Genomic DNA, 20398 nt, shown 5'->3' on the forward strand with positions numbered 1-20398 from the left:
AATACTGAAATTCCATAGCGGCATAAAAGTAAAAAGGTAGAAATTGTGATGAATTTCTATGGCAGGATAGTTCAATAAGATGATTGAAATTATGATCTTAGTCGAGGATAATATAACATTTGTCATCGCCTATAAAAGGATTTGAAATGAAAAAGGAACTTCAAGGGAAGTTCCTTTTATGCTTTACTGAAACTCTTTAATGTTCTTATTCCTTACCACGACATCGACAAACGTAAAGTCGGATTTCTTTATCTGTTTACTCTCTTTTAAAGTTGTTTGCTCAGTCTTTGGAGTAACAACTCTTTCTTCAGCACCTTGCAACATTCTTTTCATTACATTGCAAGCTAATAAAGTAAGTATAAATGCGATACTTGGACCAAAAACAATCCATTGATCAAGCATTAGCTCTTGGTATGAGACACCAATTAAGGAAGACCATTCATTCGTATTAGGTAGTGTGACACTGTTGACAGAATCGAGATAGATTGTTGTGCTACCACCCACAAACACTCGAACTACACCTAAGTGAACAAGTAGTAGTAAGACACTAATCATTTGTTGAACGATCATGAGTAAAATTCTAGAACGTAGAAATGGCATTACGTGTTTTTGAATAATACGAAATTTCGTTGCACCCATCGCTCTGGATGCTGTAATAAAATCTTCTTTGTTAAAATGACTCACTTCATTGCCAATCACTTGAATGAGAGATGGTAATGCAACAACTGTTAGCCAAATAATGATTGAAGCAATATAGGAAAACCCTTTTGTTGCATTATTAAATAGATTCACATCAAAGAACAACATGACAAGAAGAATTGCTGGGATAAAACGGAATGCTCGTTCAAAAGTTGTAAAAAAAGATCTCATCTTTTTCAAATAGATCCCGTAAAAAATCCCGAAACAAACACCTAACCCAACTCGTAAGAAACTGACAAACAAACCAATTAATATGGTGTACTTTGCACCATCAATGACTGACCAAAATAGATTATGACCGAAACGATCGACACCAAATGGGTAATCTAAGCTTGGTGGAAATGGAAGCCCCTTTATCATTTTCCCGTTTCCATCATATAAAAGTTTTGGTGGAGCTTTAATGTGATCCTTTAAAAAGTACGTATAAAGAAAACTGAAGGTTACTAAACCAATTAGAAAAAACAATGAAGCTAGGAAAGGGTATCTCGTCCAACCTTTTTTCATTCAGATTGCTCCTTTCCTGTTAATTTAATCGCGACTACATTAAAAATAGTTTCAATGATAAAAAATGGAAAAAATAAAGTTAGCAAGCAGACGTAAAATACGTCAGGTGTTTTCAATGTTGTATAAAGTAAGTGAAAAAAACCATGTATGTTAAATAAATATTCCACGATTAATAAATTCGATACAAGCAACCAAAACAAAAAGTGGGAATGAGAAAATAGCGTTACAACTACATTTCGTAGGATATGTTTGAAAAGTATCCATCCATTTGACAATCCTTTTGCTTTTGCAAATTCGACATATGTTTTTTTACTTTCTTCTTCGATTGCTAAAAATGTCATTTGAAATAACATGATTCCTGGTAAAATGGATACGACAAGTATTGGTAATACATAGACTTTCTTCAAACCAGCGACAGGATCGACTATGAGTATATTCGTTTTTTTATATAACCAAATGATGAATAATTGAACTGCGAAAATGAATATCACATCTGGAATACTTTGTAAGAGGAATAGCCCCTCTTTAACGACTCTTTGCATTTTGGGTGTTAAAAGATAGGTTACATACGAAAACAAGATTCCTAGTGTGAATGTGCAAATAAAAGAAGATGATAAAATAATAAACGAATAAGTAAACGGTTCTACTAAGTAGCTCCATAATGGTGTTTGCTTTGAAAAGATTCCTATCTGAATTGTCATTTCGTTTAAATGAAGAAAGCTGTGACCAAACGTTTTAATTTGTTCTAAAACAGAATGGAATAGGTCAGCTTTTGAAGTATGTAAGCTAGCTGAAAATGCTACAATGATTCCAATCAAAATGATCGTAAATAGAAGTTGGTAGAATTTTTTCCAGAGATAAAAGCGTATGCTCATTTGATCTTAATCTCACTCCTTTTTTTCAAAATTCTTTCCAGTAATAAGCTAGTGTAATGAGTAAAGAAACGATTGTAAAAGTAAAAGATACCAGTAATGAAAATGATTTTTGAGTTACTGTAAAAGGACTAGCATTCTCACCCGTTATTTTCATACCCGTCTGTGTTTGAGTACTTAAATTAATGCTATTGGATGCATATCCGCTGCCACTACTCGTGAAAAATCGGATAATGATCGTTATTACCAATCCTACAAAAAACGCATAGTCAATCATTTTACCATGCATAAAATCTGAAACAATCCATGTAAGGCCAAACAGAAATCCTAGTGTAATGATTGCAAAAATAAGCTTTTTCAACTTCATCATCCTTTCTAGATTAAAATCTGATTACCTATATTTTAAACCAATCTGGAAATTATTGTAAGAAAAATTAGAATTTAGTGACAAAACAACAGTTTACTATAGCAAAAATAAGTCGATTTAGAATAATACACATCGTTATATGCTAACGTTCTTATACATAAGGATTATTTAATTTAGGTCTTAAAATCTTAAATAGGGCTTTACTTTTTTGATCAAAATAATTTCTATTAAATATTCAAAATACCCCAAGTTACAAAAGTCAATCAAAGCTGTATAATTAGCCTATTATTAAACTAATTAGTAGATAAACTATCAGGAGGATTAATGGTGTGATCAACTGGATAAATCGATTAGGACTGATAATAACAGGGGGGCTTCTATTCGTACAAGTAATGATCACAAATGAAAAAAATAAAGAAAACTTATCGAATGCTGCAGATATAACTGTATACTCAAATGAGTTTTAAGGCTGTATCGGGTTTATTATTACATTTATTTTTGGAGGGTTTATAAAATTTTTGCCTATTTGGTTAGTAAAATCAATATGGTTTTCATTAGGAATAGGATTTATATTTCTGGGATTACTTTCAAATTTAGAATTTATTTCAAATTATTAAACTATTAAACTTGGTTGAATAATCAAGTTGGAAATATACATATCACCTTAAGGTGTTCCGATGAATTCTTTGTATTTTTCATTGATATTACTATTTTTATTGATTTAACATACTTAGTTGAATGAAGAGGGGAAAAATATGAAAAAAGAAGCATTTCGAATTAACGGTTACATCGTGTTGGCATTCATAATAGGATTATTAATACTTGGTGGATTTATTTCTTTAGCTAGTGGTCATGCATTTTTCATGATCGCTTCATTTCTATTCCATTTACAAGTAAATCCAAAGTGAACTTAAAAGCTGTTAATTTCAATAGCGATGTATTGAAAGTAAATGACATCGACGGGAATCCCATCGAGATTGCTGCAGTTGTAGTATACAGTGTAGTTGATGTTGAAAGAGCATTGTTTGATGTTGCAGATTATCAAAAATTTGTCATGATTCAAAGTGAAACAGCAATTCGTCATATTGCAACGAAATATGCTTACGACACGACAAATAAAGAAGAATTTTCTTTAAGAGGGAATGCAGAAGAGATTGCAGAAGAATTACAAATTGAGTTACAGGAAAGACTTCAAAAAAGCGGAGTTAAAGTTCAAGAAGCTAGATTAAGCCATCTTGCTTACGCTCCTGAGATAGCAAGTAGTATGTTACAAAGACAACAAGCAAAAGCAGTTGTTCAAGCTAAAAGAGAAATTGTAGAAGGTGCTGTTGGTATGGTAGAAGATGCTTTGAAAATGCTTGAAGAAAAAGGATTATTGACTGCAACAGACAGTCAAAAAGCCGATATGGTTACTAGTCTTCTTGTAACAATAATTTCCGAAAAAGGTGCACAACCTGTTTTAAGTACAATGAAAAAATAGAAACTAAACAAAATAGATTCTATTTTTATAATCAGATACTTTTGAACAAAACTCTATCTAACTTCTATAAATAAACCCCAAGATAAAAAAAGAGGGATAATTTTATGAATTATAATGATTTCAATAATGAAGAATTATGGTATGGCGGATACTATGAACTGTCAATTGAATATAATCCCTATGGAGATAATAAAAAATTGAATAAAGCTCTTGTAGCATTGTATAAATGCGATAATTTCAATGGTATGTGGAAAGAAAGAAAGGATTTCCAAAATTATTATGAAACTATTTCGCTCCCTATAAATCTTGAAGATGCAAGTGTAGATCAATTTTATGGAACAGTTACTGACTCAAAGAGCAATATTTTTCCTTGTTTGATTAGTATTATAAGAATTGAAGGGGAGTCTGATTGGATCGATATAAGTATACCTCTAGTTATATTCGAAGAGATTTTTAATTGTAACTACCCACTAATAAAGGAATCTAATCTTTGGTTAAATGATATAGATAAGATGTTTACAACAATTACAGAATTAATATATAGTCATTCACCCTTTGACTTAGCAATGATTGGTGAAGAAGTTTCAGGACGTACAAATCAAAAAGAAATAACTTTAGTGGATATAAACAAAATTACTTGTATACTACCTAATCAACTTCAAAGTAAATTAGGGCTTTATAATCAAGGAGTTAAATTAACAAACGATCTTAGAAAATTTGACTAATTTCTCAGATATACATTCTCTTTTGAAAAACTAACATTGCTTTTGTACAAAAATAGGCTACTTTAGTAGTCTTTTTTATTTTACAAAATGTAAGTATATTAAAATTAGAAAATAGAGCTATCATACATTAAATGAAATTACTAGATAGCTTAAATAAAAGGAGATCATAATGAGCCTATGGAGTCAATTAATAAAGGGATCTAGTTTTTGGATCCGTTTTGAATTAGGTCTTATTCAATTAGAAGGTAAGCAATACTTTGAGGAAATGAATCGAAGAGCAATTACTATTCTAAATTCCATGATAGATAAGGATGATGAATTACTACTAATTCTTAATATTAATAGACTACGCAATTCCAAACGAATTGTTATCCCTAACATAAAGCGTTTGATGAGGTGTAAAAAGCAAATATATGGATTGAAATGCGAAACTTTACCATTTGAATTTGATGAAGAAGATGTAGAAATGGAAACAAAACAGTATAGTTTAAGAGTTAAAAAAGATGATATTCGCATAGCCTATCTTATCCAATTAATAGGTAATAAAGATTTCGCAAAAAAACCAATGATTAATGGTTCTTGTTATCTATTAAATTTGACAAAAGAGACGTTGTTTCATATGTATGACGATAGAGGATGCGATGTATATGGTATAGAAAAAAGTAGCTTAATACCTATTTATAAAAATTTCAAATCTTGGATTTTAGATTATAATAGGATCCAAATTGACCGAATGTTTGGAAATGGGTTGTTTAATATTTATGAAACACCTGATGAAAGTGAGAAAAGACTAAATCTAAACAGAAAAAAAATCAGGGAATCTGAAATAAATTTATTTGAAGATAATACTTGTTATATAACTCATAAATTAATGATTCCTATAAACCGTTCACAAGAGTGTATTGAGGAGATCAAACAAACAGGTTTTGAAGTTATGGTAGATACTACGGAGAATGAATTCATTAAAATTAATATCACGAAAAAGGAAGCTTTAGGATTAATAAATTACCAAACTGAACTTATGTCACTTTATTCGAAAAAATATCAGGGAATGTATAACAGTTGGTCAGCTAGTAGAGCTTAAATGAATACGTTCGTTACGTAGGGATTATAAATTATTCTTATATGGAGAATGGACTAATGGTGCAAAACATTAACAATAAAGTTTTAAATGAGATATTTTTTGTAGATGGTAGTCTTAGGGATATGTATGTGTTTAATGTAGGTTTAGATGAATGGCAGAAATTATATGAATTAATCCATCGTTCTCACTGGAATATTACTTTATATATAGATGGACAGATATCTGAATATGAAAATACAACTGTTTATATGTTATTTAAAGAAAAAGAGAATCACAGTATTATGATGACTATCAAAATTAATGGTATTTTGTTTAATTGCTATTTCTTTTCACTTACTGAAATTGAGTTTGATTTAGATCCAAAAGAAATTAAAAATGAGACTGATTTAAAGGTAGTTTTCGAATTTATGAAAAAAATATCAAGGGTACTTGGAAAAGAATGTGTTCTCACTTTAGAAAGCGATTCTGATAATCCTTTAGTAATAGTTCACTCGGATGGAGCGGTAAATTATTGATTCAAGGTTGGTTAACGCATGTGAAAATTGTGCAAATTCAGGAGTCGATAATGATCGACTCCTTTTTAAGTATTTGGCAGCCTAGTTTAATATGGATTGTTATTATAGAATGATGTAATTGGTATCATAGTGAAGGAATCTTTATATTGATTAATAAAATTAGGGGTGATTAAGTGGAACTAACAAATGAGAGAAAATTAAAATCCGAACTTCAACTAAAGAAATTAGGAATCCCGATTAACGAGAATTTACCTTTAACAGAACTAGATAGTGATGTAAATGTAAGAACTAAAGAGGAAATCATAGATAGAATAATTGCACTCACGATAGTTTCTGCAAAAGGAATGGGTGCATCAAATGGTGAAATTGATGAATTTATCGAGGTGTTTAAAGCATTCGATTTATTTACAGATGAGGAGAAAATTTTTATTGAAAAGAAAAGCCCAAAACAAAGAGAATTTATTCAATATTCATGGAAAATCGAATGTATTTGGGTTCTTTTGTGGTCGATTAATATAATTCAAGAACTGGGTATCCCAACAAACACATGTGATGTAGATTTAGTTTATGAGACAGTATTGAGTTCTACTAAGGAGGATTTAATAAAAAAAACTTCACTTAGAGGTACTAATGAAATTCTTGATAGCTTGGATTTCACATATAGAAGTCATTGGGCAGATAGAGACGCTCAATTAAATGGATCACAAATCCCATCAAACTTTAATGAAGGTGTCATTTATGAAAGACATTATACATTTAATTGGCTTGTGAATTACATGGAAGAAGAATGGGATGCTGTTTCTACAGATACATAAAATTTAAATTCCTTATTCAACTAAAGCATTGAGTTAGTTCTATAACAGAAAGGACTGCAATTCATTTTTGCAGTCCTTTTAATATGAAAAAATTATACTTTTGGAACATATTGATCGCTATGACGAAGTCCACGATCGTCCTGCCTTCCTTTCGGGACCAAGTCGAGAAACTGGTATGTATTATTCATCATGTCAATGCCACGAGCGTAAGTGGAGTAAGTATGAAATATATATCCTTCATCATCTTTATAAAAAACACTCACTCCTTCTCTGTCAGAACTCATTGGATCTTGCATAGTATAGTTATAATATGCTAATTTATTCTCTACTTCGTCTTCTAAAAAAGATGCTTGAAAATCATAATTAAAATCCGTGTGCCCTGATGAATACCATGGAAATGTCCAACCCATACGTTTTTTAAATTTCTCCAACTTTTCTAATGGTCCACGGGAAATACAAACAAAGCTGACATCTCGGTGATTTAAGTGTGGAATCATTCCGCTGTAGTGGTCAGCCCAAAAAGAACAATGTTTGCACCCTTGATCCCAAGTTGGACTGAACATGAAATGGTAGACAATCAACTGACTTTTTCCATTAAATAGGTCTGCTAATGATACCGTACCGTTCGGACCGTCAAATATATATGACTTGCTAACAACTTCCCACGGCAAATCTCGTCTCTGCTGTGTAAGTTCATCTCTTAACTTGGTGAAATCTTTTTCTTTCTGTAAAAGTTCTTTCCTCGATTCAAGCCATTCCTTTCTTGGCAGAACTTTGTGATCCATAACAACACCTCGTCATATCGTTTTCTCATATATTCTCTACATTATCGCATCTCGTATTCATTTGAGATACAGATTATGATTCAATCGACGAAGCAGAGGAGAGTGCTAAGTTAACCCGCAATGTGAAAAATGAGGATTGGAAAACAATTAAATCTTATAGAACTACAGTATACGATAGTTAAACATCACAAGTTGCATAATTGCGGCTTTTTTAATTTGAACAATTTATCAATTTAGTTAAATATGAAAAAAGGACATCCCAATCTCTATATTGAATAAAGAGTTATAGTATAGAGCAGTGGTTAAATTAAAAATAGTAATGTCTTAATATCTAAAAGGCGGTGTAAAAACATGAACAACAGTCCTATTTTGAAAGAATACTCTAATGAATACCAAGCTGAAGTAGTAGATTTAATTCTTGCTATTCAGCAGCAAGAATATAATATTAAAATCACCAAAGATGACCAGCCTGATTTGTTTACAATTGAAGAATTTTACCAAAACGGAAACGGCAACTTTTGGGTGGCTCTTTATGGGGATAAAGTAGTTGGTACAATTAGTCTTTTAGACATAGGGAATCAAGAAGTTGCGTTAAGAAAGATGTTTGTAGACAAAGAATACAGAGGTGCAAAATATAAAACTGCAAGTCTTTTATTAAATAATGCTATTAAATGGGCGAAAGAAAAGTCAATAAAAGCAATTTATCTTGGAACAACTCCCCAATTTTTAGCAGCTCATAGATTTTATGAGAAAAATGGTTTTAAAAGTGTAGAAGTGACAGATTTACCTGAAAAATTTCCAGTAATGAAGGTCGATAAAATATTCTATAAGTATTCGGTTGAATAGATCGAAATGAATACATAACAAGAAAAGAACAACTGTGGACTTGAGCAGTCCGCCGTTGTTCTTTTTAGAATGATTGTCTAATTTAACAATCTTTTTTTTTTGAAAATAGTTTTTTAAAGAATTAACAATTTACCTGACTAAGAAGAATACTTTTTAGAATATTTTCAGCTTCGTGTAATTGGATTGAAGTTTCAAATGTGACTTGTGCTTGCCCGGCACCGCCGCCTCCTTTTCCATCAACTCGTTTTAGTAAATTTTTAATTAATTCTCCACAATGTATATCATTTTTCAGTTGATTAATAAGCAATAATTTTTGCTCTTTTACACTTGAAAAAACAAGTAATGAAGGTTTTTTTGATTGGATTGATTTTGCAAGTAACTGTAAGTCTTTTACTGATTCTTCTTCAAATGTTTTAATAATGATATCATTCGTAGCTTTTGATAGTAACTCATTTGAGATTGAGTTATAGATCGTTTCTTTCATTTTGTCGATTTCTTTTTGTGCTTCTTTTAATTCATTCATCGTCGTTTCGACTTTATCCTTAACTTGGTCAGTATGTGTATTAAATAATTGATTAATATTTGATAAAGTTTTACTAGTCTTTTGAACTTCTTCTAGTGCTCTATAGCCACATTTAAAATGAAGTCTAGTAGTTTGTCTTACTTTTTCAGTTTTAATTAATTTAATTAATCCGATTTCACCCGTTTGTTTTACATGAGTACCACAACATGCGGATAAATCTGTATGTAAAATCTCAACAATTCGTATGTTGTCTTCAACTTTTGGTAATTTGCGTAGTTGAAGTGCATTTAGTTCTTCTTTATTTACGAAATATGTATTAATTTCAATATTTGCAAGTATCTTTTCATATACAGCTCTTTCAATTTGATTTAATTGTTCAGCAGAAAGAGAAGGTGTATCTAAATCAATCGTAACTGTCTCTTTTCCTAAATGAAAACTTACAGTAGGTACATCAAATAGTTCAATAATTGTTGCTGAAAGTAAATGTTGGCCACTATGATGCTGCATATGATCAATTCTTCGATCCCAATTTATTTCACATGTTGCTTCTATTGTATCCGGTCTTGCATTTAGGACATGGATGACTTCTTCATTTTCTTCTATTAAATCAACAATTTCAATTCCATTAATTGTACCGAAATCAGATGGCTGCCCACCACCTTCAGGATAAAATGCAGAATCCTCAAGTTTGATATGAAACAAAGAATCAACTTCTTTAATTTCTGTAATTTTAGTAAACCATTTTTTTAATGAAGGGTGTTCAAAATATAATTTATTTGCCATGATCATACCTCTAATCTTTTAATTTCCTAAATTTGTTGTTTAATTTAAATTATATAGAAGTGAAATAAAAACTTAAAATAATCTATTTTAATTTTAGCATAATTGACAATTTGACAAATAGATTTTAGTATTTAGTTAATTAACTAAATACTAAATCTTAGAGGTGTAAAATGTGAACGAATTATTTAAAGCATTATCGGATCCAACTCGAAGAAAAATTTTAGATTTATTAAAAGAGAAGGATTTAACTGCGGGAGAAATCTCAGAACAATTTGATATGTCAAAACCTAGTATTTCGCAGCATCTTAAAATATTAAAGTCAGCTCAGTTAATTCAAGATGAGAAGAAGGGGCAATTTATTATTTATTCTTTAAATATGACAGTTTTCCAAGAAATTATTAGTTGGGCATATAGTTTTAAAGAAAATAATTGAGAGGTGACCTATTTTGAAAAAGCACATCATTGCAATTTTACTATTTATTTGTTCACTAGTATTATGGATTATTAACTTTCATAATTTACCAAGTCAACTACCAGTTCACTGGGATTTTTCAGGTCAAATTAATAATTACGATTCAAAAATGCAAACATTTATCGAGCTCCATGCGATCATGCTTTTCGTTTATTTATTACCAATTGTAACTCCAAAGATCGATCCAAGAAAAGAAAATTATAAGTTATTCCAAAGAAGCTTGTACTTTATGGCAACAGGGATTTTATTTATTTTCTTTTTAATTAATATGAGTGTTTTATTCTACGGATTAGGTTATAACGTTCATATCGGCTCAATGAGTTTTCTCTTTATTGGCCTTTTGTTTATGTTTCTTGGAAATTATATGCCTCATGTTCGTTCGAATTATTTTATTGGCGTCCGTACACCATGGACATTAAGTAATGAAAATGTTTGGAAAAAAACACATCGTGTGAGCGGTAGATTATTTATGATCGTTGGTTTATGTTTCTTATTGCTTTATTTTATACCAGTGAGTAATAAAGGAATTATTGTCATTCCATTGATTATATTTTTAGTTGGGTTCACAACTATATACTCATATATTGCCTTTAAAAAGGAAATGAAAAACTAAATTAAGCTATTTTTTTACAAAATTTGGTGTTTGTTTATGAATTTCTTTTAGAAAAAATTTAATTTCCTTTTAAAATATGGTATTGTAAAGAGTAGAGCAAAAGAGTTGGAGGAATATAATTAAAATGATTACAGTTTCTAATGTTAGTTTGCGTTTTGCGGACAGAAAATTATTTGATGATGTTAATATAAAGTTTACACCAGGTAACTGTTACGGTTTAATTGGTGCTAATGGTGCGGGTAAATCTACTTTTATTAAAATTTTATCTGGTGAGATCGAGCCGTCAACAGGTGATGTTATTGTAACGCCAGGTGAGCGTCTTGCAGTATTAAAACAAAACCAGTTTGAATATGAAGAGTTTGAAGTTCTTCAAACAGTAATTATGGGTCATACTCGTCTTTATGAAGTAATGAAAGAAAAAGATGCAATCTACAGTAAAGAAGATTTCACTGAAGAAGATGGCATGAAAGCTGCAGAACTTGAAGGTGAATTTGCAGAGTTAAATGGTTGGGAAGCAGAATCAGAAGCTGCGATTTTATTAAAAGGTCTTGGCATTACAGAAGACTTACATTATAAAAAAATGGCTGAATTACAAGCTGGTGAGAAGGTAAAAATTTTACTTGCTCAAGCATTATTTGGTCAACCAGATATTCTTTTACTAGATGAGCCAACGAATAACTTAGATCTTAAAGCTGTTCAATGGTTAGAAAACTTCTTAATTAACTTTGAAAACACAGTTATCGTTGTATCACATGACCGTCACTTCTTAAATCAAGTATGTACGCATATGGCTGATTTAGATTTTGGTAAGATTCAACTTTATGTTGGTAACTATGATTTCTGGTATGAATCAAGTCAATTAGCTCAAAGATTAATGTCTGATGCTAATAAGAAAAAAGAAGAGAAAATTAAAGAACTACAAGGATTTATTGCTCGATTTAGCTCAAATGCTTCAAAAGCAAAACAAGCTACTTCACGTAAAAAACTTTTAGATAAAATTACACTTGATGATATTAGACCATCTTCTCGTCGTTATCCATTCGTTGGATTTACGCCAGAGAGAGAAGTTGGAAATGATTTATTAACTGTAGATGGAATTTCAAAAACAATCGATGGTGAAAAAGTATTAGATAACGTGCGTTTTACTGTAAACAAAGGTGATAAAATTGCGTTTGTTGGTAAAAATGACGTTGCAATTTCAACTTTATTTAAAATTTTAATGGGTGAAATGGAGCCAGATACTGGTTCATTTAAATGGGGTGTAACAACTTCTCAAGCATTTTTCCCTAAAGATAACTCTGATTTCTTTGAAAAAAGTGATATGAACTTAATCGAATGGTTACGTCAGTTCTCTCCACAAGATGAGTCTGAAAGCTTCCTACGTGGTTTCTTAGGACGTATGCTATTCTCTGGAGAGGAAGTAATGAAAAAAGCTTCTGTTCTTTCTGGGGGAGAAAAAGTTCGTTGTATGCTTTCAAAAATGATGTTAAGTGGAGCAAACGTATTAGTATTAGATGATCCTACTAACCACTTAGACTTAGAGTCAATTACGGCATTAAATAATGGTCTAATTGCTTTCAAAGGTACTGCATTATTTACATCTCATGACCATCAGTTCATTCAAACAATTGCAAACCGTATCATTGAAGTGACACCAAACGGTTTAGTTGACAAAGAATGTACTTATGATGAGTTCTTAGAGAACAAAGATTTACAAAAGCAAGTAGAAGAGTTATATAATAAGTAATTCCAACTACACAAGCCTTTCACATTAAAAGCAGAAAGGCGTGAAACCACTAATCAATTGATTAGTGGTTTTTCTTACTTTCATCTTGTTTTCATATTTGTTAAACTATAAAAAAGGGAGGAGAAATAATGTCTGAGTTAAATGAAAATAAGTTTTTTAAAAAGTATTTAAAGAAAGCTTCTTCCTATTTAGGAAATAAAGAAAAATCTACGAATTTATTGAAAAAAGCAGCTAAGCTGGCACCAGATAAAAAAGGTGCATTAGGTGAAGCTTGGGAAAAAGTAAATTTATTTATAGATTTATTTAAATCATATATTAATGGCAGTTATAGAGATATCTCCACAAAATCAATTTTGACAGTGATCGGGGCATTAATTTATTTTGTCAGCCCAATTGACGCAATACCAGATTTTATCGTCGGCTTAGGCTTTTTAGATGATGCAACGATTTTAGCGTATACATTTAAACAAATAAACAAAGATATTGAAAAGTATAAAATTTGGAAAGAAAATAATAACGAAAAAGATGATTCATTAAATTTAGTGGAAATTGAAGAGTCAGAAAAAGATCATGAGCTAAAAGAATAAAATTTATAAATCAAAATTAAAATAAGGTTGCCCATTATTTATTAATGAGCAACCTTTTCTTATACAGATTAATAATGTACATGACTTTCATCTTTTGACCAAACAATGAAAGGGTTTTCAATATCTTTGACTTTAATCATAATTTGTTCACTTGGGATGGTTCGATCTTCATATGGCAATGAAAGTTCATTATAAATATGTGCATCATCAAATCCAATTTTTGCTGCATCATCTTTTGTGAAAAAATAATATATTTTTGAAATTCTAGACCAATAGACGGCACTTAGACACATTGGGCATGGTTCACAACTAGTATATAAGACAGCATCCTTTAATAAATATGTACCTAAATTTTGACATGCGTTTCGAATTGCTTGGACCTCTGCATGTGCAGTTGGATCATTTAAAGTTGTGACACCATTTACGCCTGCACCAATTACTTTTCCATCTTGGACAATAACTGCTCCAAATGGCCCACCATTCTTATTTAATAAGTTTTCGTAAGCAAGTCTTACACTTAATTTAATCCAATCAGAGTGATTCAAACTAACACCACCTTTATAGTAATAAGGGCGAAATGTATTTACATTTATCTAATCTCATAAATTAATATAAATAAGTAGTCAATCAAATTAGTTAAACGATTTAAAATTCTTTAAATCAGCCAATAAAATTTAAAAGGGTATCTTACTTATTTGTACACTCTATAACGATATTTAAGAACATATTTCGTTTTTTTTTTAACAATAATAAAAGATTAATATTATTCAAACAAAAATATTTACTATAAAATTAAATGCTTAACGAGATAGGGAATCTTATAAATATTCAAAATGTCGAATGATTTATTAAGAAATTTAAAGGAGTTAGCTGATAGGTATTAGAATATGTAAACGGTTACAACTTTTTTTGAAGGATGTGTTTCGAATGAGGAATTTCGGAAATTCTATTCAATTGCAAGTTTATAGTGCTGGGAAAAAAAGTGAGATTCCTGTTAGATTTGAAGATTTAGAAAAGCTAGCACATGATCAATTAGAGGAAGGGCCTTTTTATTATATAGCAGGGGGCGCTGGTAGTGAGCGCTCGATGAATGAAAATCGATTAGCTTTTGATAAGTGGAAAATTGTACCGCGAATGTTACGAAATGTGGCTGAGCGTGATATTAGTATAAATTTATTTGGCAAAACATATCATTCACCAATTTTATTTGCTCCAATCGGTGTGCAGTCAATTGCACATCCAGAAGGTGAACTTGAAGCTGCAAGAGCAGCAGCTGAATTGAATATTCCATACATTACTAGTACTGCATCAACTTACTCTTTAGAAAAGGTTTCAACTGTTTTAGGAAATTCTCCTAAATGGTATCAGTTATATTGTAGTAGTGATATGGAAATTGCAGCGAGTATGATTAAACGAGCTGAAGCAAATGGTTACGAAGCGATTGTTATTACACTTGATACCTCGATTATGGGCTGGAGAGAAAAAGATATTGAAAATGCATATTTGCCGTTTTTACAGGGGCAAGGAATTGGTAACTATTTAGAGGATCCCGTATTTCGCTCAAGATTGAATAAATCACCCGAAGAGGATCCACAGTCAGCAATTCTATTATGGACAAGACTCTTTGGCAATCCTGCATTAACATGGGAAGATTTAGCATTTTTGCGAAATCAAACTAAATTACCTATTTTATTAAAGGGAATTTTACATAAGGACGATGCGATGCTTGCACTTGAATATGGCATGGATGGTATTATCGTTTCGAATCATGGTGGAAGACAAGTTGATGGAACAATTAGTACTCTAGATGCATTAGAGAGTATTTGTAGTGAATTAAAAGGTAAATTACCAATTTTAATGGATAGTGGCATTAGAAGAGGATCAGATGTATATAAAGCTTTAGCAATCGGTGCTGATGCAGTATTAATTGGACGACCGTATATGTATGGCCTAGCACTTGCTGGTAAAAATGGAGTAGTTCAAGTCATGAAAAATATGTTAGCTGATTTTGATTTAACGATGGCTTTATCCGGACAAAAAAGTATCAGTGAATTAAAGCCATCATTGCTAGTGAAAGAAAACCTTAGTAAGCATTTTTAAAAATTAAAAAGAGCAATCTCAATAAGTGCTTAGACTAATGAGTCGCTCTTTATATTTTAAAAAGAATTATGCTGCGTTTTTTACTTCGGTATATTCTTTGACGATAAACTTCTCCAAAATACACCCAATTACAAAACCGATTAAACCAGGTATTACCCAACCGAATCCGTTACTTTGCATTGGAACAATCGATAATAATTCATTTAGTCCGTTATGTAAAAATGATGAATTGATTATCTCGATTAAGCTATAAATTCCAACGAACAAAATTGTTAATAAATAAACAGGTCTACCTTTAAATGGTAATTGATCGTGTAAAAGCGCTAGAACAATTAGTGCAATTGCCATTGGATATAAAAGACCTAATATTGGAACGGATACTTTTAATATTTGTGTAAGTCCTAAATTTGCTACGAAACCACTTATAAAACATAATAAGATTGCCCATTGCTTATAAGATAATTTAGGGAAAATACTATTAAAATATTGAGAACATGATGTGATTAAACCAATACAAACACTTAAGCATGCAAGTGTAAAAATAAGTCCTAAAACAATTGTTCCACCATTGCCAAATAGTTGATTCATGACTGTCGTTAAAACGATTGCTCCATTGTCAATTTGTCCAGTAATCGTTGCTGAAGCACCTAAGTAGCCAATTATAAAATAAGTCATCGATAATAATAATGCACAAATTAAACCGAAAATAATTAAATACTTAATTTGTAACTTTTTATTTGTAACATTTAATCTTTGAAAAATATTGATAAAAACAATCCCGTAGATTAATGCGCAAATGCCATCCATTGTTTGATAGCCATCTAAAATTCCTTGTGAGACAGGGTTAGATTTGTATGTTAAGGATGCATCCTTAAAACTAGATAAGTCTGTAAACATTGCTTTAATAAAAACAATTAAAATTAAGATTAGTAAAGCTGGAGTTAAAATTTTACCGAATCTGTCAACTAATTTTGAAGGTGATTTAGCAAACCAATAAACGATACTAAAAAACACAATCGTATAAATTAAGAGTCCTATCGGAGAAATAGACAAACTTTCGGACAAAAATGGTTTAACACCCATTTCATATGCCAGACTACTAGCTCGAGGAATGGCAAGTCCAGGTCCGATCGACAAGTAGATTGCCATTGGGAAGAGAAGTGCAAATATGGGATGTACCCTTTTTACAAGCGTATCAAAATTACCGGATTTTGCTATTGCAATAAATGCTAAAATTGCAATGCCTGCATCCGAAATAATAAATCCAATAATTGCTTCCCATACATTCTCTCCGGCTGCTTGTCCTATGTATGCTGGGAAAATTAAATTACCAGCACCAAATAACATAGAAAATAACATAAATCCAATAAACAGTATTTCTTTTTTTGTTAAAGTATTCAAATAATTCACCTCAAAAACATAGTTGCTATTTAAAAATGATTTTCTCATTTTATCAAAGAATAACTCTATTTACTACAAAAACCTTTAAAATTCTTATAATTTTCATAAAGTAAGAAAAAAGTTTCTTTTGTCCTAATTTTCATCAGTTAAAGCATAAGAAAACTTGTCCTCTAAATATATATACTTATAGGCAATTTATAAGGGAGGACTAGAATGATTCAATTTCAAGATATCTCTTTTAGGTTTTCAAATGGTAAATGTGCAGTTCAGGATTTATCTTTTTCAATTGAGACAGGTGAATGTTTTGTTTTAATTGGCCCAAGTGGCTGTGGAAAAACAACAACAATTAAATTAATAAATAGATTAATTAAACCAACTGACGGAGAAATTTTTTATAATGATAAAAATATTAAAGAATATGATGAACATAAGCTGAGGAGAGAGTTTGGATATGTACTTCAACAAATTGCACTATTTCCGCATTTGAATGTTGAAGAAAATATTTCAATTGTACCAGAATTAAAAAAATGGAACAAAGCTCAAATAAAAGAGCGCACTCATGAATTATTAGAATTAGTAAAATTAAATCCTTTGGAATTTAGTAAAAGATCAGTTTCAGAATTATCTGGGGGTCAACAACAGCGGGTAGGTGTAGCGAGGGCTTTAGCAGGGGATCCAAATCTATTATTAATGGACGAACCGTTTAGTGCATTGGATCCGATTACTAGATTACAATTACAAAAGGACCTGAAGCAATTAAAAACTAAGATTAATAAAACGATCCTTTTTGTTACTCATGATTTAGACGAGGCATTTTATTTAGGAAACCGAATCGGGATCATGCACGATGGAGAACTAGTTCAAGTTGGTACGAAGGATGAAATTCTAAATAATCCAGTCAATCCTTTTGTTGAACAATTTATAGACAATTATCGTAGTAAAGTTGTTGTAAAGGAGGGAATATAAGATGATTCTCATTTCATTTACAACAACTCTTGCAAATAGAAAAGAGCAATTATTAACGGCTTTGTTAGAGCATATACAAATTTCAGTTTTTGCACTAATTATTGCAATAATAATAGCTGTCCCGATTGGAATTTACTTAACGAGGAAGAAAGTTCTCTCAGAATTTGTAATTGGAACGACAGCAGTTATTCAAACTATACCTTCATTGGCGCTGTTAGGGATTTTAATACCATTAGTTGGTATTGGAAAGATTCCAGCGGTAATTGCGCTAAGTGTTTATGCATTATTGCCGATCTTGCGAAATACATATACTGGAATTAAGGAGATTGATCCAATTCTATTAGAGGCAGCAACTGGGTTAGGAATGAATGGTAGACAAAGACTATTTAAGGTTGAATTACCATTAGCACTACCAGTTATGATGGCGGGAATCCGCACTGCGATGGTCATCATTGTTGGAACTGCAACAATCGCCGCTTTAATAGGAGCTGGTGGTTTAGGTAGTTTAATATTATTAGGCATCGACCGAAACGATATGAATTTAATCATTATAGGGGCAATACCGTCAGCACTTTTAGCTATTATATTTGATTTTATTTTAAGATTAATAGAGAAGAGGAGTTTTAAGAGTTTTTCATTAAGAATAATTACTGCTTCTTTTATTTTATTAGCATTATTATTTTCTCCATTAACAATTAAATCTTGGAATAAAACGGACCTAGTCATCGCTGGAAAATTAGGTGCTGAGCCAGAAATAATAATGAATATGTATAAATTAATGATTGAGGATGAAACAAATCTAAACGTTGAAGTTAAGCCCAATTTTGGTAAAACAACATTTGTGTTTAATGCATTAAAAAAAGGTGATATTGATATTTATCCAGAATATACAGGTACGGTCATATCTACTTTTTTGAAAGAAAAAGCTATTAGTAATGATGCAAATGAAGTATATAAACAAGCTGCTGAAGGTTTAGCAAAAAAGTATAATTTGAGTTATTTGGAACCTATGAAATTTAATGACACATATGCATTAGCTGTTCCAGATCACATTTCCAAACAATTTGGAATCGAAACAATTTCAGATGCAACCAAAGTAGCAAATCAATTAAAAGCAGGTTTCACTTTAGAATTTTCAGATCGTGAAGACGGTTATTTAGGATTACAAAAATTATATGGAATAAAGTTCCAAAATTTAAAAACGATGGAACCTAAATTGAGATATGACGCAATTCAATCGGGCGATCTCTCAATAATCGATGCTTATTCAACCGATAGTGAGCTCCAAAGTTATCACATGAAAGTGTTAGTCGATGATAAAAATTTATTCCCACCATATCAATGCGCACCACTTTTGAGGAAAGAAACACTTAAAAAATATCCAGAAGTCAAAAATATATTAAATAAATTAAAAAATAAAATAACAGATGATGAAATGCGAGAAATGAATTACAAAGTAAATGTCGGTGGAAAATCAGCCGAAAGTGTTGCTAGAGAGTTTTTGAAAGAAGAGGGTTTACTAAAATAAACGTATTGGACTGTCTTATTGGTCAGGGAACTGATCAAAGCGGTCCTTTTTTTATTGTAATACACATGAACTTAAAGCGCTTATCTATCAAAATAAGATTTTTAAGCAGATTTGTAGCGACTTTTTATTCGATAAAGATAGAATTAGCGGGAAATTGCTAGTTTTCTTTTAAAGAATATGAATTTATTAACAGTTTTTGAGGTGAATACCCTAACTGGTATGGGTAATTTTGTATTTTAATTGCACTTTCTCAAGATTTAATTGCAGATTTGATAATTTTAATTGCGGTTTTAACAATTTAATTGCAGATTCACTAGATTTAATTGCACATTCTCTAATTTTATTTGCAGTTCGCCATTTATTTGCAGTCGGCCGTTTATTTTCAGCTATTCAGCTCTTATTAGCTCAGATGGATCATTTACTTGAACTACCCTAAGATTTATTTGCAGTCGGCCGTTTATTTGCAGCTATTCAGCTCTTATTAGCTCAAATGGATCCTTTACTTGCACTACTCTAAGATTTATTTGCAGTCGGCCGTTTACTTGCAGCTATTCAGCCCTTATAAGCACAGATGGATCCTTTACTTGCACTACTTCAGACCAACAAAGAAAAAGAGGGTTGCCTAAATAATGGGCTACCCTCTTTTTGTTATCATACGATAAGAATTTCAATGTTTAATCATTATAGGCTCCAGTTAACACCTCACTTACAAAAGAATCGTTTTCCCATTCTTCATAAGAGAAATCTACTGAATACTCCTGATCGGATTTTTCGTCTTTAATCTGAATGTCAAAATGATTACTCATTACTTTCAACACTTCATTGATTTCGTTAACAGTCCCATTAATTTGTAAAGTAGCCATTTTTACTCGCCTCCGATTTTAATTTACAGAAAATTCTGTTTAAAGTAACCATATGATAATCCTTTTAAAAACATTTTTCAAGAGTAAAATTTTGTCGAAAAATTATTTTGAAAAAATGTAAAG

22 protein-coding genes and 1 pseudogene are annotated in these 20398 nt (G+C 31.0%); 15 read left to right on the top strand and 8 right to left on the bottom strand.

Features of this window, described 5'->3' with window-relative positions; genetic code table 11:
* Nucleotides 1–183: 183 nt before the first annotated feature.
* From BED47_RS03640 to BED47_RS03650, 3 genes are read right to left on the bottom strand one after another with little or no spacing between them, the layout of a single operon-like run.
* Nucleotides 184–1203 (bottom strand): ABC transporter permease subunit, encoded by a 1020-nt coding sequence (locus BED47_RS03640; RefSeq protein ID WP_069032469.1) that lies wholly within the window; start codon nt 1201–1203, stop codon nt 184–186.
* Entirely contained in the window at nt 1200–2078 is an 879-nt protein-coding gene (locus BED47_RS03645) for an ABC transporter permease subunit (protein ID WP_069032470.1), read from the bottom strand. The genes BED47_RS03640 and BED47_RS03645 overlap by 4 nt, the downstream gene beginning before the upstream one ends.
* A 25-nt stretch (nt 2079–2103) precedes the next feature.
* Nucleotides 2104–2436, bottom strand: coding sequence for a hypothetical protein (locus BED47_RS03650; protein WP_069032471.1), 333 nt, complete (start codon nt 2434–2436; stop codon nt 2104–2106).
* Between the two features lie 335 nt (nt 2437–2771).
* Between BED47_RS03650 and BED47_RS23595 the strand changes: the two genes are divergently transcribed.
* The 7 genes and pseudogenes from BED47_RS23595 to BED47_RS03675 all read left to right on the top strand — a co-directional run bounded on the left by BED47_RS23595 (nt 2772) and on the right by BED47_RS03675 (nt 7061).
* Nucleotides 2772–2909 (top strand): hypothetical protein, encoded by a 138-nt coding sequence (locus tag BED47_RS23595; protein ID WP_175403443.1) that lies wholly within the window; start codon nt 2772–2774, stop codon nt 2907–2909.
* Between the two features lie 288 nt (nt 2910–3197).
* The gene (locus BED47_RS23600) at nt 3198–3350 is read left to right on the top strand and encodes a hypothetical protein (protein WP_175403444.1); all 153 of its coding nucleotides are present in this window, start codon (nt 3198–3200) and stop codon (nt 3348–3350) included.
* Nucleotides 3314–3922: pseudogene (locus BED47_RS03655) on the top strand (SPFH domain-containing protein); the annotation flags it as partial. The gene BED47_RS23600 and the pseudogene BED47_RS03655, both read left to right, overlap by 37 nt.
* Nucleotides 3923–4026: 104 nt before the next feature.
* Nucleotides 4027–4647 (top strand): hypothetical protein, encoded by a 621-nt coding sequence (locus tag BED47_RS03660; protein WP_069032472.1) that lies wholly within the window; start codon nt 4027–4029, stop codon nt 4645–4647.
* Nucleotides 4648–4816: 169 nt separating this feature from the next.
* Entirely contained in the window at nt 4817–5731 is a 915-nt protein-coding gene (locus tag BED47_RS03665) for a DUF3885 domain-containing protein (RefSeq protein ID WP_069032473.1), read from the top strand.
* A gap of 56 nt (nt 5732–5787) precedes the next feature.
* The gene (locus BED47_RS03670; RefSeq protein WP_069032474.1) at nt 5788–6246 is read left to right on the top strand and encodes a hypothetical protein; all 459 of its coding nucleotides are present in this window, start codon (nt 5788–5790) and stop codon (nt 6244–6246) included.
* Nucleotides 6247–6419: 173 nt separating this feature from the next.
* Nucleotides 6420–7061 (top strand): DUF4272 domain-containing protein, encoded by a 642-nt coding sequence (locus BED47_RS03675; protein ID WP_069032475.1) that lies wholly within the window; start codon nt 6420–6422, stop codon nt 7059–7061.
* Nucleotides 7062–7153: 92 nt separating this feature from the next.
* Here the strand turns inward: BED47_RS03675 and BED47_RS03680 are convergent, their stop codons facing one another.
* Complete coding sequence (locus BED47_RS03680; RefSeq protein ID WP_069032476.1) at nt 7154–7846, bottom strand: DUF899 domain-containing protein; 693 nt, start codon at nt 7844–7846, stop codon at nt 7154–7156.
* A 351-nt stretch (nt 7847–8197) separates the two neighbouring features.
* Here BED47_RS03680 and BED47_RS03685 point away from each other — a divergent pair, with 351 nt between their 5' ends.
* A complete protein-coding gene (locus BED47_RS03685; protein WP_069032477.1) occupies nt 8198–8692 on the top strand; it encodes a GNAT family N-acetyltransferase in 495 nt (164 codons plus the stop codon).
* 121 nt (nt 8693–8813) lie between these two features.
* Here BED47_RS03685 and BED47_RS03690 read toward each other — a convergent pair whose 3' ends face one another.
* Nucleotides 8814–9998: an alanyl-tRNA editing protein gene (locus BED47_RS03690; RefSeq protein ID WP_069032478.1), complete on the bottom strand. Its 1185-nt coding sequence runs from the start codon at nt 9996–9998 to the stop codon at nt 8814–8816.
* A gap of 172 nt (nt 9999–10170) precedes the next feature.
* On the opposite strand from BED47_RS03690, the gene BED47_RS03695 reads away from it, so the two are divergent.
* The 4 genes from BED47_RS03695 to BED47_RS03710 all read left to right on the top strand — a co-directional run bounded on the left by BED47_RS03695 (nt 10171) and on the right by BED47_RS03710 (nt 13417).
* Entirely contained in the window at nt 10171–10431 is a 261-nt protein-coding gene (locus BED47_RS03695) for an autorepressor SdpR family transcription factor (protein WP_069032479.1), read from the top strand.
* Between the two features lie 13 nt (nt 10432–10444).
* Nucleotides 10445–11083 carry an SdpI family protein gene (locus BED47_RS03700; RefSeq protein WP_069032480.1) on the top strand — a complete coding sequence of 213 codons (639 nt, stop codon included), beginning with the start codon at nt 10445–10447 and terminating at the stop codon, nt 11081–11083.
* A 124-nt stretch (nt 11084–11207) separates the two neighbouring features.
* Nucleotides 11208–12830: an ABC-F family ATP-binding cassette domain-containing protein gene (locus BED47_RS03705; RefSeq protein WP_069032481.1), complete on the top strand. Its 1623-nt coding sequence runs from the start codon at nt 11208–11210 to the stop codon at nt 12828–12830.
* Between the two features lie 128 nt (nt 12831–12958).
* The gene (locus BED47_RS03710) at nt 12959–13417 is read left to right on the top strand and encodes a YkvA family protein (RefSeq protein ID WP_069032482.1); all 459 of its coding nucleotides are present in this window, start codon (nt 12959–12961) and stop codon (nt 13415–13417) included.
* Nucleotides 13418–13485: 68 nt separating this feature from the next.
* Here BED47_RS03710 and BED47_RS03715 read toward each other — a convergent pair whose 3' ends face one another.
* Complete coding sequence (locus tag BED47_RS03715; RefSeq protein WP_069032483.1) at nt 13486–13962, bottom strand: nucleoside deaminase; 477 nt, start codon at nt 13960–13962, stop codon at nt 13486–13488.
* Between the two features lie 382 nt (nt 13963–14344).
* Between BED47_RS03715 and BED47_RS03720 the strand changes: the two genes are divergently transcribed.
* A complete protein-coding gene (locus BED47_RS03720; RefSeq protein ID WP_069032484.1) occupies nt 14345–15517 on the top strand; it encodes an alpha-hydroxy-acid oxidizing protein in 1173 nt (390 codons plus the stop codon).
* A gap of 66 nt (nt 15518–15583) precedes the next feature.
* Here BED47_RS03720 and brnQ read toward each other — a convergent pair whose 3' ends face one another.
* The gene (gene brnQ, locus BED47_RS03725) at nt 15584–16918 is read right to left on the bottom strand and encodes a branched-chain amino acid transport system II carrier protein (RefSeq protein ID WP_069032485.1); all 1335 of its coding nucleotides are present in this window, start codon (nt 16916–16918) and stop codon (nt 15584–15586) included.
* Nucleotides 16919–17131: 213 nt separating this feature from the next.
* On the opposite strand from brnQ, the gene BED47_RS03730 reads away from it, so the two are divergent.
* A complete protein-coding gene (locus tag BED47_RS03730) occupies nt 17132–17884 on the top strand; it encodes an ABC transporter ATP-binding protein (RefSeq protein ID WP_069032486.1) in 753 nt (250 codons plus the stop codon).
* Between the two features lies 1 nt (nt 17885).
* Nucleotides 17886–19412 (top strand): ABC transporter permease/substrate-binding protein, encoded by a 1527-nt coding sequence (locus tag BED47_RS03735; RefSeq protein WP_069032487.1) that lies wholly within the window; start codon nt 17886–17888, stop codon nt 19410–19412.
* 674 nt (nt 19413–20086) lie between these two features.
* On the opposite strand, the gene BED47_RS03740 is transcribed toward BED47_RS03735, so the two are convergent.
* Nucleotides 20087–20275 carry a hypothetical protein gene (locus tag BED47_RS03740; RefSeq protein WP_069032488.1) on the bottom strand — a complete coding sequence of 63 codons (189 nt, stop codon included), beginning with the start codon at nt 20273–20275 and terminating at the stop codon, nt 20087–20089.
* Nucleotides 20276–20398: the final 123 nt, after the last annotated feature.

Origin of the sequence: Gottfriedia luciferensis (genome assembly GCF_001712755.1) — a bacterium.
Taxonomy (GTDB): Bacteria; Bacillota; Bacilli; order Bacillales; family Bacillaceae_G; genus Gottfriedia; species Gottfriedia luciferensis_B.

Bases quoted from the DNA above. Each gene is read 5' to 3' on its own strand.
- BED47_RS03640 (WP_069032469.1), bottom strand. From the start codon at position 1,203: ATGAAAAAAGGTTGGACGAGATACCCTTTCCTAGCTTCATTGTTTTTT.
- BED47_RS03645 (WP_069032470.1), bottom strand. From the start codon at position 2,078: ATGAGCATACGCTTTTATCTCTGGAAAAAATTCTACCAACTTCTATTT.
- BED47_RS23600 (WP_175403444.1), top strand. From the start codon at position 3,198: ATGAAAAAAGAAGCATTTCGAATTAACGGTTACATCGTGTTGGCATTC.
- BED47_RS03660 (WP_069032472.1), top strand. From the start codon at position 4,027: ATGAATTATAATGATTTCAATAATGAAGAATTATGGTATGGCGGATAC.
- BED47_RS03665 (WP_069032473.1), top strand. From the start codon at position 4,817: ATGAGCCTATGGAGTCAATTAATAAAGGGATCTAGTTTTTGGATCCGT.
- BED47_RS03670 (WP_069032474.1), top strand. From the start codon at position 5,788: ATGGTGCAAAACATTAACAATAAAGTTTTAAATGAGATATTTTTTGTA.
- BED47_RS03680 (WP_069032476.1), bottom strand. From the start codon at position 7,846: ATGGATCACAAAGTTCTGCCAAGAAAGGAATGGCTTGAATCGAGGAAA.
- BED47_RS03685 (WP_069032477.1), top strand. From the start codon at position 8,198: ATGAACAACAGTCCTATTTTGAAAGAATACTCTAATGAATACCAAGCT.
- BED47_RS03690 (WP_069032478.1), bottom strand. From the start codon at position 9,998: ATGGCAAATAAATTATATTTTGAACACCCTTCATTAAAAAAATGGTTT.
- BED47_RS03705 (WP_069032481.1), top strand. From the start codon at position 11,208: ATGATTACAGTTTCTAATGTTAGTTTGCGTTTTGCGGACAGAAAATTA.
- BED47_RS03710 (WP_069032482.1), top strand. From the start codon at position 12,959: ATGTCTGAGTTAAATGAAAATAAGTTTTTTAAAAAGTATTTAAAGAAA.
- BED47_RS03720 (WP_069032484.1), top strand. From the start codon at position 14,345: ATGAGGAATTTCGGAAATTCTATTCAATTGCAAGTTTATAGTGCTGGG.
- BED47_RS03730 (WP_069032486.1), top strand. From the start codon at position 17,132: ATGATTCAATTTCAAGATATCTCTTTTAGGTTTTCAAATGGTAAATGT.
- BED47_RS03735 (WP_069032487.1), top strand. From the start codon at position 17,886: ATGATTCTCATTTCATTTACAACAACTCTTGCAAATAGAAAAGAGCAA.
- BED47_RS03740 (WP_069032488.1), bottom strand. From the start codon at position 20,275: ATGGCTACTTTACAAATTAATGGGACTGTTAACGAAATCAATGAAGTG.